This is a genomic window from Haloarchaeobius marinus, assembly GCF_051207415.1.
Taxonomy (GTDB): domain Archaea; phylum Halobacteriota; class Halobacteria; order Halobacteriales; family Natrialbaceae; genus Haloarchaeobius.
In genome coordinates this window covers 901,801-914,331 of record NZ_JBPKGD010000002.1, presented here as the reverse complement: position 1 = coordinate 914,331, position 12,531 = coordinate 901,801, and the positions used below count along the sequence as shown (strand labels likewise).

Here is a 12,531-nt window from a genome sequence, read left to right as displayed (position 1 = left end):
GTGACGCCGTCAGCCGACGAGGAACTGGACGCTCCAGAGCACGCCCATCCCGACGGCGATCGTCGCCGTCATGCTCCTCGTTCGCCAGGCCACGACGGTAGCGACGGCCCCGGCGACCGACCGGGCGTTGACGAGACCGCTCACCACCGGTCCGTCGACGGAGACGAGGGCGGGCAGTATCAGTGCCGAGAGGACGGCCACCGGGACGAACTTCAGCGCCGCCACGACCTGCGGCGGGAACGCGTCCACCCTGTCGGACAGCTGGATGAACGACAGCCTGAGCGCGAACGTCAGAACGCCGATGACGGCGATGAGCGTCCAGACGGACGTCGCTGCGGGCGCTGGCTGGGTCATCCGGTACCTCCCCTCCGTTCGACGATCACGCCCGCGACCGTCCCACCGACGGTGGCGACGACGATACCGAGTCCGAGCGGGACGCCCCCGGCGAGGACGGCGACGACGCCGCCGACCACGGCGGCGGCTTTCGACGACCGGTCGGTCAGGAACCGGACGACGAGCGCGATGAAGGCGAGCGGGACGATGAAGGTCAACTGTAACCCGGGTGGGACGGTCGTGCTGAAGACGGTCCCGGCGACCACCGATAGCTGGACGGTCACCCAGAGTGGCGCTGCCAGGCCGAGGTAGTACCCCCGGACGTCGCCCGTCGGGTCGTCGACGAAGCGCTCGACGGTCAGGGCGTACACGGGCGTCCAGAGGAAGTACGCGAGCACCAGCTTCCACGGGGTCGAGAACCGGTCGAAGTAGGGGGCGATGGAGAGGCTGAGTATCACGACCCGGATGCCGACGACGAGCGACGTGACGACCACGACGAACGCGGGCACGTCGGCGGTGAGCAGTTCGAGCGCCGCCAGCATCACCGACGGGAAGTAGACGGCCACGGACATCGCGACGGACTGGACGGGCGTGAGCCCCGCGGCTGGCGCGGCGACGCCGGCCGCCAGTCCGACGGACGCCGTGGCGGGAACCAGCGGGAGTATCGTCCTGACGCCCTCGTCGAACCCGGGGCGGAGGCTCATCCGTCGTCGGCGTCACCGCGGTCGGACGGGGTGCCCCCGGCAGGCCGGTCCGCCCGTCGGTGGTGTGTGTCCTCGTCCGGGTCGGCCCTGACTGCGCGCACCTCCCCGCTCGCGGTGGTCTCCCCGACGGGACCGAGTTCGCTCCGGACCGTCGTCTTCCGACCCACGTCCCCGTCGACCCACGCCCGGAGGTGTACCGGTCGGTCGAGGGGCGTCGGCGCGCGGTAGTCGACGCGCAGTCGGCCCGTCACGTAGCCGATGCGGGGTGAACTCCCGAGGGAGCGGTCCGCCGCACGGTACGCGAACGTGATGGCCGTCCAGATAGAGTGACAGTCCAGCAGGGAGGCGACGTGACCGCCGTACATGACGTTCGGCGCGCCGGAGTTGAACGTCGCGTCGGGGTCGACGGTCGCGACCAGGCGCTCGTCGTCCGGCCCGAGGTAGCTCTGTAACTGTAGCCCCCGCTCGTTGGCCGGCCCACACCCGTAACACGTCAGGTCGGGCCACGAGTGCTGGACGGGCGCGTCCCGCCCGTACTCCGGTCTGTCCATACCTCACAGACGCGTCCCTGCACCTTCACGCTGGCTCATGGCGGCGTCGCCAGCGCAACAGCTATCTGGGGGGTGTCCGCATCGTGTAGGTGTGACTAACCGTTCCGCCTCCGACGACGCTCCGGAGGACGACGTGGCCGACGACGACGACGACGTCGTCGAGGGGGCCGGCAAGACCCGACGACGGGTCGTCGGGACGCTCTTTCTCGTAATCTTCATCGACCTGCTCGGGTTCGGCATCCTCATCCCCGTCATCCCGCTGTACGCCAAGTTCTTCGGCGCCAACGAGTTCGTCGGCAGCCTCCTCATCGCCACCTACTCGCTGTTCCAGTTCGTCGGCGCGCCGGTGCTCGGCCGCCTCTCCGACGAACGCGGCCGGCGCCCCGTCCTCCTGGTCTCGCTCTCGGGGAGCGTCGTCGTGTGGACGCTGTTCGGTCTCGCGGGCGAACTCGGGACGCTCACCGGTGCCACGAACGGACTCGTCGTGCTGTTCGTCGCCCGGGCCCTCGCCGGTGCGATGGGCGGGAACATCGCCACGGCGAACGCCTACATCGCGGACATCACGCCCCCGGAGGACCGGGCGAAGGGCCTCGGCATCCTCGGCGCGGCGTTCGGACTCGGGTTCGTCTTCGGGCCGGCCATCGCGGGCGTGGTGTCGAGTCCGTTCGTCCTCGACCTGTTCCGGGACGTCCTCCCGGCGGTCGTCCCGGTGACCGAGTTCACCATGCCGTCGTTCACGGCGGCTCTCCTCTCGGCGGTCAACCTCGTGCTCGCCTTCCTCGTCCTCCCCGAACCACGTCGGCGCACACCGGCGACAGGGTCGGCCGACGAATCCCGGCTCAGACGGCTGTTCGACGCCGTCCGGTCGCCGGACGTCGGGGCGCTCGTCCTCTCGTTCTTCCTGGCCTCCTTCGCCTTCTCGGCGTTCGAGAGCCAGTTCATCTTCCTCACGAACGACCGTCTCGGCTACGGTACCGCCGCCAACGCCGTCCTCCTCACGTACATCGGCGTACTCATCGCGGTCATCCAGGGCGGCCTCATCGGTCCACTGACCGACCGCTTCGGCGAGTACCGCCTGGCGCTGACCGGTGCCGGCGTCCAGGTGGTGACGCTGGCACTCGTCCCCTTCTCGCTCTCGTGGTCGTTCGTCCCGGCGCTCGGCCCGGTCGAGTCCGGCGGCGTCGCGCTGGCGCTCGTCTCGACGCCGCTGGCGTTCGGCAACGCGCTCACGAACGTCTCGCTCAACGCACTGGTGTCGTTGAACGTCGAGGCAGACGAGCAGGGCGGTGCGTTCGGCCTCACCCAGTCGGCGGGCAGTCTCGCCCGGACGGTCGGCCCGGCCGTCGCCGGGTTGCTGTACGTCGTCGTCGCCTACTGGTCTCCCTTCGTCGTCGCTGGCGTGCTGTTCGTCCCCGTCCTCGTCCTGCTCGGGCAGGTGGCCAGGGAACAGGTGCTGGCGACGGTGGAGTGACGGGTCGTTGCGACCGGGTCCGTCAGTCCCGCATCGCGACGTATCCGGCACGCAGCATGAACGCCACGTCGTCGAGCAGATACCCCGGTATCCCCCGGAACGAGCGTGCAAGTGCATGGTCGAGCGCCGACCGGGCGTCGTCACACAGCGGCGCACCGTGACCGACGAGGACGCGCTCGACGTGCAGGTCGCCGAGTTCCGCCCGTGGCGGTTGAAGCCGGGCGTACGGACCGACCGACAGCGGTTCTCCCCTGCCGGTCGCACGGTCGCTCGTCACCAGCACCTCCGTCGCGACCAGCGTGCCCGTCCCCTCGTCGTACAGGACCGCCTCGCTCCAGGGGACGCCGTCGAGGACGGGAACGGCGCGGTACGTCGTCCCCGGGAGACGGCCCTCGAACACCTCGACCGGGGCGTCGATGCGCCGTCGCAAGCCCGCGACTGTCCCGGGGAGGTACACCGGGACGTCGTGACGGTCGGCTATCGTCGTGTTGTCCCGCCGGTGCAGGCCCGCGAGCACGACCACGCCCGCGACCGTCCCGAGTTCGGCCAGCAACTCGTCGAGTCCGTCGACGTGGATGGGTTCGACTAACCAGACGGCCGCGTCGGACGGCGGGTCTCGTCCGACGACCGGGGCCCCGTCCGGCCCGACTGCGAGGGCGTGGCTCGCCCGGTGCATCGTCTCGTCCGGATGGGCGATCCACGTGAGTCCCCCGGACCACCGGTGGACGTCCGCCGCGTCGCCAGGACCGTACTTCTTGACGGGCGGCCGACCGTCACTACCGGCGTCGTCACCGGACATCGTCGCCCTCGTCGGAGAGCGCCGGCGGGACGGACCGCCACGGTCGGGGCACGAGCATGGGGACGTCGTCGCGGTACCGTCGATATCGGTCGCCGAAAGCCCTGACCAGGTCGCGCTCCTCCAGTTTGACGCCGACGAGCACGTAGCCGGTCGTGCCGGCGGCGAACACGAGGTGGCCGACGGTCATGTCCGGCGTCACCCAGAACGCCAGCAGGAACCCGGTCACGATGGGGTGGCGGACGAACCGGTAGAGGGTCGGCGTCTGGAACCCGAGCGGGTCCGGAGTTCGCCCCTCGAAGTAGGCGGTGACCTGCCGCAACCCCATGAGGTCGTCCCTGTCGATGGCGTTCACGGCGGCGAACATGAGGACCCACCCCGACGCGTAGACCGCCCAGAGGACGGCTGCCCCGGGTCCGTCGACCTGCCACACCGTCTCCGGGAGCGGGTTCCACCCCCACATCACGCCGAGGAGCGTGACGCTCGCGAGGAGGACGTACGTGCTGCGTTCGACCGGTTCGGGGACGAGTCGCGTCCACGGGTCCTTGAACCACGGTCGGGCCATGAGGCTGTGCTGGAGACCGAACGCTCCGACGAGCGCCAGGTCGACGACCACCGGGTCTCCGGCCGAGAGACCCGCCCCGGCGTCGACCGACTTCGGGACGGCCACGTTGGCGAGGAACCCGACGGCGTAGAGGATCGCCGCCAGTGCGAGCAGGTACGCGGCCCACCCGTACCCGAGGACTGCGTAGCGTCGGAGCGGTCGGTCCGTCATCGCCACCACCGCCCGTCCAGGCGGACTGCTCGTCGGCTGGCAGGCGAACACGGCGACCGGTCGAGGTGACGGCCCACGACGGTCGCACTCGGCGTCCACGGGTGAGTAGTCGAGTGGAACATGGTCGGTGAATCCTCGCCCGGCGTCCCGCCGGGACGGGACTGCTCGTGCCGGCCGAGTCGTCAGCAGGTCGGGCGCGCGGCCAGATAGCGATTCCCACCGAATCCGATTCACGCCGTGAATACCGTCAGGCGTCGAGTACGTCGGGCGTGACCGGCGTCGCGTCCCGTCGATACGCCTCGATGGTCGACTCGGCCCACGCCAGCACCGCCGCGTCGTCGGTCTGTATCTCCGCGTTCGGGGCCCCGGACCCCCCGGTCAGACACAGGTTGACGGTGTCGTCGGTGACGACGACGTTGAACGGGACCTCGCCATCGTAACAGAAGTAGTCCACGCCGCCGGATTCGACCGCCCGTCGCGCACGCGTCGCCATCTCCGGGTCCGCCCGCAGGACGTCGAGGACGGCCGGGCCGAACACCCAGCGTACGGTCCGGTCGCTCCCCGGGGACCCGGCGGGCCACGCCCGCATGAGCGAACTCGTGATGCCGTGTGAGAGCGCCAGAACGTTCGTCGCGCCCGCCAGTTGCCGGGCCAGGTGGGCGACCGGCGCACCGACGTCGCCCTCGCTGACCGAGACCACGTCCGCCGTCGCGAGTCGGTCGAGGTCGAACCCGAATCCCTCCTCCGGGAACCACTGCACGACGTCGGCGAGTCGACGGGCCGACTCCATCTCCTCGACGAAGGACGCCACCGACTCGGCGACGTGCGTCCCGAGTGGCGTCGTCCGGAACCGTCGACCGTCGTGCGTGACCCACCCTCGCTCCTCGAACTCGGCGAGGGTCCGACTCGTCGTCGGTTGCGAGATGCCGACGTCGTCCCGGAGGTCGCGACGGTCGACGGGGCCGTCCGTCAGCGCCGTCAGCACCTCGACGCGATTCGCCGACCCGGTGAGGAACTGGACGTCCTCGAACGCCGGGCCGGGCTCGTTCGGTCCGGGACACATGCCTGGTAACAGACCACACGACCTCTCGTAATTAGTAGTTATCGAGCACACGTCACGACCGCGACCACGTCACAGCAGCACTTCTTCGACCGGCCGGCGGGGGGTTCGAGTCGAGTCCGGTTCGGCGTACCCGAGACGGAAGAGGTGCAGGGGCGTCTCCGCCCCGAGTTCGAGGAGCGTCGTCAGGTCGTCGCGAAGTTCGTCCACCTCCAGTATCTGACTCATCGGATGGACCGCGAGGCCCTCGCTCTCGGCGGCCAGTGCGATGCGCTCGAACACCCGCCCCGCTTTCAGGCAGGTCACCGCGTCGTCCGAGTTCGCGGTCAGGACGGCGATCACGGGCGCACTCGTGACGAGTTTCGAGTTCGTCCGCCCTTCGCGTTCGCCGACGTCGAGATGGCGGACGGCCAACTGGCCGATCCGGGCCGTCAACCAGTTCGCACCGAGTGCGCCCGTTCCGATCCAGTAGGCCAGTTCCTCGCGGTACGCCGGGTCGTCGAACTGTCGCTCGTCGGCACGGGTCTGCAACAACGCAATCTCCTCCCGTCGCATCGAGTCGGTGACCAGTTCGAGTCCCAGTCCCTCCGCTTTCGCGTAGTGCTCGAACCGCGAGCGGAGCGACTCGGGGACGGGCCTGTCGTCGAACGGCCGATGGTTCGTGTGGCGTTCCGCGATGGCGTCGAACAGCGCCGACTCGGGTCCGGGGGGCGACGCGGGCGAGTCGAGTCGGACCGTAGCGACGTGCAGGAGTCCGTCCTCGCTCGACGGTTCGGGCGCATCGACCGACGCGTACTCGACTGTGTACTCGAGTCCGAACCGCTCGGCCGCGACCGAGAGGTTCTCGAGCGCACACCCGACGCTCAGATACAGCTCCCGGCCGTCGGGGTCGGCGACGTCGAGCTGACGAGACGCGTCGGCGTACACCGCTATCGAACCGTCCGCGACTTCGAACGCCCACGGCTGTGAGTTGTGGCTCGAGGGGGCCAGAACCGCGTATCTGAGGAGGAACTCTGCCTGTTCCGCCAGTGGGTCCCCCGACGGGAACGCAGTCGGGTCCGGTGGTGTCCGGGTGTCGGCCATGATTGTACTGGGTGAAAATGCGGGTGCTGTCCGCATAACCGTGACTCCGAACGGGTGACGCAGACAGGACTGGCTCCGTGCGTGTCGACGGCGAGTGACTGCTGGAGTCACGTCCAGATGGCCCGTCAACCGCTGGTCTCCGGCTCACGCACCCACATCACCGGAACCGGTGACGTTCGGACGATCTTGGCACTGACACCGCCCATCATGTATCGGCTGAAGTCCGTCTCCCCGTGCGTACCCAGGATAGCGAGGTCGATCGCGTTCGCGTCGATGTAGGCCGGAATCTCCTCGGACGGGACACCGTATTCGACCTGACCCACGACGGTATGGAGGGACGCCGCTTCTGCAGTCTCGGTGGCGTCCGTGACGATTTCGTTCGCTCGGACCGTCGATTCGTCCTCCTCCATGTCGGACCGGGCGTCGGGACCGAGCCGACCCGTCTCGACGACGTGAAGCAGGTGCAGCGTCGCACCGGTCGCTTTCGCAACCGCGATGCCCTCGGTCAACGCGAGTGCTGCGCCACGGCTGCCGTCCGTCGGAACGAGAAGGTTCCGGCACGGGTAGACGAGTGGGCGCTCCCTGTCGGGATTGACCACGACCACGGGCACTTCGGCCGAGTTGATGACGCGTTCTGTCACGCTTCCCAGGAGGAACCGCTCCAGCCCGTGCCGACCGTGGGTCGGCATCACGATCAGGTCGGCGCCGACCCGGTCGCTGTACTCGACGATGGACGTGTACGGGTCGCCCTGGACCACCTCCGGGACGACGGAGATGCCGCGCTCACTCACGCGCTCTGCTGCTTCGTCCACTATCTCGTTCCCTTCCTGCTCCAGGACGTCGACTACGTCCTCCCGGACTCGGGTGAGGCTGTCCTGGCTGGTGTCTACGACGTTGAGGACGTGGAGCGTGGCCCCGTGTTCGGACGCTATCTGGAGTGCGTAGTCGAGGACTGAATCTGCCGGTTCGCTCCCGTCCGTGGGGAAGAGGATTCGGTCGTACATGGTGACGGTGTCCAGGGACGGTGGGCCGGCCTCACGCTCCTCCGGTACTGACGTCCAGCGTTCCCTCGTCCGCCGTCCGGGCGTCGCGCCACCAGACGAACTCGAACTCGATGCTCTGTTTCGCCTCGGTGTCGCCCTCGGACCAGTCCGATTCGCCCTCCAGTTTGACCGTCACCGGGTCCGTCGGATTCCCTCGGACCTGCTGGCCGCCGAGTTCGAGCGTCACGTCACCGCCGCCGTCGAACTGGTCGGCGAACTCGCGGAGGTACGACGCGATTTCTGCCCGTGTCATCTCGGCCTCGGTTTCGAGTTCTCCCATACTGCGTGCTACGGTAGACTCCCCGATAAACGAAGGGGAGAGCTCGTGGAACCGTCTCCGACCCGAAACGCTACGGACGACGTCTTCTCGTCGTTCTAGAAACGTGTTTGATACGTATAACGATGTGCGCCCGGAACACTAACGACCGGTCTCATCCCGTGGCGGCGTGCCGAGTCGACCGGGAAACCCTCGTGCCGGGCGGGCGACGCTGCCAGTGCCGCCGGGTTCCGAATCGACGGCAGCCGATTCGGCGGGCCGCTCGCGCGACCAGCAGTGCAGTGTCGCGTGCCTGGGTTCTCCGCCGTATCATCGCTCCCGAAGTGGGTCTGCTCGGGCGGGGACTGATGGCACGCGTCCGACCGTAGTCGGCCGACGAGGTAAGGTCTTGCGGGTCTGGAGGCGGGTCGGCGAGGGCCAGGCTCACCGTTCGTACGACGACCGCCAGAAACCGCCGGGGACCGGCGCTCAGACGCGGTACTCGTCCTCGCTGATCTGGACGTACCCGCCCCGGAGGAGGCGACGCTTGTGCAGTTTGTACCTCGTGACGAGTTTGAGGCCGCTGAAGCCGCCGGAGAGCCGGGTCCTGAACAGGTCGGTCGCAGACGAATCTATCAGCTTGTTCGCCGTCCGGAAGGTGCGGTCCCAGTCGTCGGGGCCGTAGTCGGCGACGAGGTCCGCGAACGTGATGTTTCGCACGAGTTCCTCGCCGATGGCGTCCTTCCAGACGTCGTTGTACCGGTCGAGCGAGTCGACGGCGGCGAGACGGCCGGCTATCTTCCCGGTCCGGGAGGCAACGTGGTAGCCCCCCTCGTGGAACGCCGAGGTGGTGCCCATCGCACCGCCAGCGACGGCGATGCCCGCCCCGACGGGCGAGTCGATGGGGCGCGTCGAGGAGATGGGGTACGTCTCGGTGCCGCCGGACTTGCCGCGGTCCTCGACCAGCGGGAAGTCCTCCTCGACGTCGTACTCGTCTCCGTAGAGTGTCTCGAGGAGGCGGCGGACGTACTCCCCTGCACGGGGCAGACTTTCGTCGTCGGGTTCGAGCAGTCGGTAGCCCTCCGGGTTCTCGACGTCTTCCATGCGCATCCCGATGGGCATCGTCAGGCCGACGCGCGCGACGTTGCCGTCGTTGGGGAAGACCCAGGGATAGGCCGTCTCGCCCGGCATCCAGCCCCACCAGAACTTCAGCTTGTTCTCCTCGAAGACCTCCTCGGGGAACTCGCGGTGTTCCTGGTAGGCGATGTGGTTCGCCTTCGTCGAGGCCATCTGGTCGGCGACGCTCCGACCCTCGGGCATGAACTGGTCGAGGGTCGGAATCGTCACGGTTCGCTGGGGGCCGTCCGCGAGGACGAGGTTCCGTGCCGCGACGTTCTCGCCGTCGGCCAGCGTGACGGTGTGGCGGTACTCCTCGTCGAGGTCGGAGTCGACCGACTTCACCGAGACGCCGACGCGGTACTCCGCGCCCTCGGCCTCGGCCCGGTCGCGCAACCAGTCGTCCATCCGGGCACGCTGGAACGTGAACCCGAACCGGTCGTACGAGGAGTCGATGCCCGTCTGCTCCATCGTCGTCGTCGTCGCCGGGCCGACGAAGTCGACGCTGTCGAGTTCCTGCAGGACGACGCCCTCGGGCAGTTCATCGACGTCGAGCTCCATGATGTCTATCCAGTAGTCGAGCATCCCGGCGGCGTCGGTCGAATCCGGGCCGAGCCCGTCCCGGTCTGCCCTGGGGACGCCTTTCTCCAGCACCACGGCGTCCGCACCGTGGGAGGCCGCCTCTATGGCGGCGTTGGTCCCGGCTGGCCCACCACCGACGATGGCCACGTCCACGTGCTCCATACTCCGACTGGTTACAGGGTGACCTATTAAACCCCCTGAACCGCCTCGGCGGATTTTTCACGACGCCACGCCCACACACTGACATGACCGAGTACGACCACGTAGTCGTGGACCGGAGCGATGGCGTCGGCCGTGTCACCCTCGACCGGGGCGAATCGTACAACTCCCTCGACGCGGCGACGGCGCGGGACCTCCGCGCCGCCGTGACCGGCCTCGCCGAGGACGACGACGTCCGGTGCATCCAGCTCGCGGCGAACGGGCCGGCGTTCTGCACCGGGGCCGACCTCTCGACGTACGAGGGCGACGAGACGGACGCGAAGCGCCTCGACGCCGTGGCGACGCCGCTCCACAGGGCGGTCGAGACGCTCGCCTCGGCACCCAAACCGACCGTCGCAGCCGTCGACGGCGTGGCGGCCGGTGGCGGCCTCGGCCTCGCCCTCGCGTCGGACGTCGTCGTCGCCCACGAGGACGCCCGGTTCGAGTTCACCTACCCCCGAATCGGCCTCTCCGGCGACGGCGGGTCGACGTGGTTCCTGCCGCGACTCCTCGGCTACAGGCGCGCCCGGGAACTGGCGCTCCTCGACGAGCCGATTCCCGCCGACGAGGCGGACGAGATCGGCCTCGTGACCGAGACGGTCGGGGCCGACGACTTCGACGAGCGCGTCGAGGAGGTCACCGACGACCTCGCACACGGCCCGACGAAGGCCTATTCGAACATCAAGCGGTTGCTGGCGCGCTCGCACGAGCGCTCGCTCTCTGCACAGCTCTCGGCCGAGAAGGACACCATCGCGCGACTCGCCGGAACCGACGACTACGAGGCCGGCTACGCCGCGTTCTTCGGGGACGAGGACCCCGAGTTCGTCGGTCGGTAACCCGGCGGGTCCTACTCCCGGAGGGCGACCGAGACGGCCTCGGTTGGGTCGCAGTCACGGCGGACGTACCGGGTTCCCCGGTCGCCGTCGGTCGCTGCTCGCTCCACGCGGAAGTGGTCGAACCGGAGGACGAGACGCTCGTCGGCCACCGTCGCCCGGCAGACCGGGCCGGTGCTGGTGACGGTCACGTACGGCGGTGCAGCGACGGGCGACGCACGCAGGTCGTAGCCGGCCGCGTCGACGGCCCCCGCGAGGACGTCGGGGAGGCGCTCCAGCAGTCCGGCGTCCGCGAGGACGGCCGAGAACGGTTCCACGACGCCGGCACGCTCGGTCGGCGGGCCCTCCCACGCGGCGGCGACGCGGTCCGCGCACTCTGCGACGCCGTCGACGAGGGCCCCGTGCTCGTCGAGGACGTACCGTCGGGCGGCGAGAGCGGGGTCGGGTTGCACGCGGGTCGGTTCGGCAGCGCTGGGGAAAAGTGGTCCGCCACGCCCCCCGACGTCGACACCCCCAAGTGGCGCGGGACCGACGCCCGAACCGATGGAACTCGTCGACTACGAACTGTACCCGGTCCCGCCGCGGTGGCTCTTCCTGCGTCTGGAGACGGCCGACGGCACCGTCGGGTGGGGCGAACCCGTCGTCGAGGGACGGGCACACACGGTCCGGGCGGCGGTGGAGGAACTCGTCGAAGACTACCTGCTCGGGGAGGACCCCCTCCCCGTCGCGGACCACTGGGAACGGCTGTATCGCGGCGGCTTCTACCGCGGTGGCCCGGTCCTCTCCTCGGCGCTGGCCGGCATCGACCAGGCGCTGTGGGACATCCGCGGCAAGCACTTCGGCGCGCCGGTCCACGTCCTGCTCGGCGGCCCGGTCCGGGACCGCGTCCGGGTGTACCAGTGGGTCGGCGGAGACCGGCCGGCAGACGTCGCCGACGCCGCCCGTGAGCAGGTCGACGAGGGGTTCACCGCCCTGAAGATGAACGCGACGGCCGACCTCCGCCGACTCGACACGTCGGCGGCGGTCGACGCCGCCGCCGACAGACTCCGGACCGTCAGGGAGGCGGTCGGTCCCGAGGTGGACGTCGGCGTCGACTTCCACGGGCGCGCCTCGAAGACGATGGCGAAGCGACTCGTCGCGGCGCTCGAACCGTACGACCCGTTCTTCGTGGAGGAACCGGTCCTGCCGGAGTACGACGACGCGTTCCCGGCCATCGCCGAGCACACGACGGTACCCATCGCGACGGGCGAGCGCTGCTACCACCGGAGCGACTTCAAACCGCTGCTCGAATCGGGGGCGGTCGACGTGGTCCAGCCGGACCTCTCCCACGCCGGGGGCATCACGGAGTGTAAACGAATCGCCGACCTGGCGGATGCCTACGACGTGTCGCTCGCACCGCACTGCCCCCTCGGTCCCGTCGCGCTGGCCTCGTGCCTGCAGGTCGACGCCGTCGCCCCGAACGCGCTCATCCAGGAGCAGAGCCTGGACATCCACTACAACGAGTCGGCCGACGTGCTGGACTACGTGGCCGACCCGTCGGTGTTCGACTACGAGGACGGGTTCGTCTCGGTGCCCGACGGGCCTGGACTCGGCGTCGAGGTCGACGAGTCGGCGCTGGCGGATGCGACGCGGGACCCGGAGTGGCACAACCCGGTCTGGCGGCGCGACGACGGGAGCGTGGCGGAGTGGTGACGCCCCGGGAATCGCACCGAGCCGGAGCTATTTTTCCC

General features: G+C 69.3%; 14 protein-coding genes. 3 read left to right on the top strand and 11 right to left on the bottom strand.

The genetic code is table 11. The annotated features are described in order from the left end of the window. Positions 1 to 9 precede the first annotated feature (9 nt). The 3 genes from ACSC1W_RS10720 to ACSC1W_RS10710 are packed head-to-tail and all read right to left on the bottom strand — an operon-like array spanning position 10 to position 1,588. Positions 10 to 354 (bottom strand): AzlD domain-containing protein, encoded by a 345-nt coding sequence (locus ACSC1W_RS10720; RefSeq protein ID WP_435347383.1) that lies wholly within the window; start codon positions 352 to 354, stop codon positions 10 to 12. Next, positions 351 to 1,037, bottom strand: a complete 687-nt coding sequence (locus ACSC1W_RS10715) for an AzlC family ABC transporter permease (protein ID WP_435347381.1) — start codon at positions 1,035 to 1,037, stop codon at positions 351 to 353. Before ACSC1W_RS10715 ends, ACSC1W_RS10720 begins: the two co-directional genes overlap by 4 nt. Continuing rightward, positions 1,034 to 1,588, bottom strand: coding sequence for a PaaI family thioesterase (locus ACSC1W_RS10710; RefSeq protein ID WP_435347379.1), 555 nt, complete (start codon positions 1,586 to 1,588; stop codon positions 1,034 to 1,036). The genes ACSC1W_RS10715 and ACSC1W_RS10710 overlap by 4 nt, the downstream gene beginning before the upstream one ends. 133 nt (positions 1,589 to 1,721) lie before the next feature. Between ACSC1W_RS10710 and ACSC1W_RS10705 the strand changes: the two genes are divergently transcribed. Beyond that, positions 1,722 to 3,059: an MFS transporter gene (locus tag ACSC1W_RS10705; RefSeq protein WP_435347681.1), complete on the top strand. Its 1,338-nt coding sequence runs from the start codon at positions 1,722 to 1,724 to the stop codon at positions 3,057 to 3,059. Between the two features lie 22 nt (positions 3,060 to 3,081). On the opposite strand, the gene ACSC1W_RS10700 is transcribed toward ACSC1W_RS10705, so the two are convergent. The 7 genes from ACSC1W_RS10700 to ACSC1W_RS10670 all read right to left on the bottom strand — a co-directional run bounded on the left by ACSC1W_RS10700 (position 3,082) and on the right by ACSC1W_RS10670 (position 9,932). Then, positions 3,082 to 3,858, bottom strand: coding sequence for a hypothetical protein (locus ACSC1W_RS10700; RefSeq protein WP_435347377.1), 777 nt, complete (start codon positions 3,856 to 3,858; stop codon positions 3,082 to 3,084). Then, entirely contained in the window at positions 3,848 to 4,630 is a 783-nt protein-coding gene (gene mddA, locus ACSC1W_RS10695) for a methanethiol S-methyltransferase (protein ID WP_435347376.1), read from the bottom strand. Before mddA ends, ACSC1W_RS10700 begins: the two co-directional genes overlap by 11 nt. Positions 4,631 to 4,877: 247 nt before the next feature. Further along, a complete protein-coding gene (locus ACSC1W_RS10690) occupies positions 4,878 to 5,693 on the bottom strand; it encodes a helix-turn-helix transcriptional regulator (RefSeq protein ID WP_435347374.1) in 816 nt (271 codons plus the stop codon). Between the two features lie 69 nt (positions 5,694 to 5,762). Beyond that, positions 5,763 to 6,773, bottom strand: coding sequence for an Acg family FMN-binding oxidoreductase (locus ACSC1W_RS10685; RefSeq protein ID WP_435347372.1), 1,011 nt, complete (start codon positions 6,771 to 6,773; stop codon positions 5,763 to 5,765). Positions 6,774 to 6,898: 125 nt separating this feature from the next. After that, on the bottom strand, positions 6,899 to 7,777 hold the full coding sequence (locus ACSC1W_RS10680; protein WP_435347370.1) for a universal stress protein: 879 nt from the start codon (positions 7,775 to 7,777) through the stop codon (positions 6,899 to 6,901). 31 nt (positions 7,778 to 7,808) lie between these two features. Continuing rightward, on the bottom strand, positions 7,809 to 8,096 hold the full coding sequence (locus ACSC1W_RS10675; protein ID WP_435347368.1) for an amphi-Trp domain-containing protein: 288 nt from the start codon (positions 8,094 to 8,096) through the stop codon (positions 7,809 to 7,811). A gap of 465 nt (positions 8,097 to 8,561) precedes the next feature. After that, complete coding sequence (locus ACSC1W_RS10670; RefSeq protein WP_435347366.1) at positions 8,562 to 9,932, bottom strand: NAD(P)/FAD-dependent oxidoreductase; 1,371 nt, start codon at positions 9,930 to 9,932, stop codon at positions 8,562 to 8,564. Positions 9,933 to 10,015: 83 nt separating this feature from the next. On the opposite strand from ACSC1W_RS10670, the gene ACSC1W_RS10665 reads away from it, so the two are divergent. After that, a complete protein-coding gene (locus ACSC1W_RS10665; protein WP_435347365.1) occupies positions 10,016 to 10,804 on the top strand; it encodes an enoyl-CoA hydratase/isomerase family protein in 789 nt (262 codons plus the stop codon). 11 nt (positions 10,805 to 10,815) lie between these two features. Here the strand turns inward: ACSC1W_RS10665 and ACSC1W_RS10660 are convergent, their stop codons facing one another. After that, complete coding sequence (locus ACSC1W_RS10660; RefSeq protein WP_435347363.1) at positions 10,816 to 11,253, bottom strand: DUF7988 family protein; 438 nt, start codon at positions 11,251 to 11,253, stop codon at positions 10,816 to 10,818. A 91-nt stretch (positions 11,254 to 11,344) separates the two neighbouring features. On the opposite strand from ACSC1W_RS10660, the gene dgoD reads away from it, so the two are divergent. After that, positions 11,345 to 12,493, top strand: coding sequence for a galactonate dehydratase (gene dgoD, locus ACSC1W_RS10655; protein ID WP_435347361.1), 1,149 nt, complete (start codon positions 11,345 to 11,347; stop codon positions 12,491 to 12,493). Positions 12,494 to 12,531: the final 38 nt, after the last annotated feature.

Coding starts and splice junctions, on each gene's coding strand:
- ACSC1W_RS10720 (WP_435347383.1), bottom strand. CDS start 354: ATGACCCAGCCAGCGCCCGCAGCGACGTCCGTCTGGACGCTCATCGCC.
- ACSC1W_RS10715 (WP_435347381.1), bottom strand. CDS start 1,037: ATGAGCCTCCGCCCCGGGTTCGACGAGGGCGTCAGGACGATACTCCCG.
- ACSC1W_RS10710 (WP_435347379.1), bottom strand. CDS start 1,588: ATGGACAGACCGGAGTACGGGCGGGACGCGCCCGTCCAGCACTCGTGG.
- ACSC1W_RS10700 (WP_435347377.1), bottom strand. CDS start 3,858: ATGTCCGGTGACGACGCCGGTAGTGACGGTCGGCCGCCCGTCAAGAAG.
- mddA (WP_435347376.1), bottom strand. CDS start 4,630: ATGACGGACCGACCGCTCCGACGCTACGCAGTCCTCGGGTACGGGTGG.
- ACSC1W_RS10690 (WP_435347374.1), bottom strand. CDS start 5,693: ATGTGTCCCGGACCGAACGAGCCCGGCCCGGCGTTCGAGGACGTCCAG.
- ACSC1W_RS10685 (WP_435347372.1), bottom strand. CDS start 6,773: ATGGCCGACACCCGGACACCACCGGACCCGACTGCGTTCCCGTCGGGG.
- ACSC1W_RS10680 (WP_435347370.1), bottom strand. CDS start 7,777: ATGTACGACCGAATCCTCTTCCCCACGGACGGGAGCGAACCGGCAGAT.
- ACSC1W_RS10675 (WP_435347368.1), bottom strand. CDS start 8,096: ATGGGAGAACTCGAAACCGAGGCCGAGATGACACGGGCAGAAATCGCG.
- ACSC1W_RS10670 (WP_435347366.1), bottom strand. CDS start 9,932: ATGGAGCACGTGGACGTGGCCATCGTCGGTGGTGGGCCAGCCGGGACC.
- ACSC1W_RS10665 (WP_435347365.1), top strand. CDS start 10,016: ATGACCGAGTACGACCACGTAGTCGTGGACCGGAGCGATGGCGTCGGC.
- dgoD (WP_435347361.1), top strand. CDS start 11,345: ATGGAACTCGTCGACTACGAACTGTACCCGGTCCCGCCGCGGTGGCTC.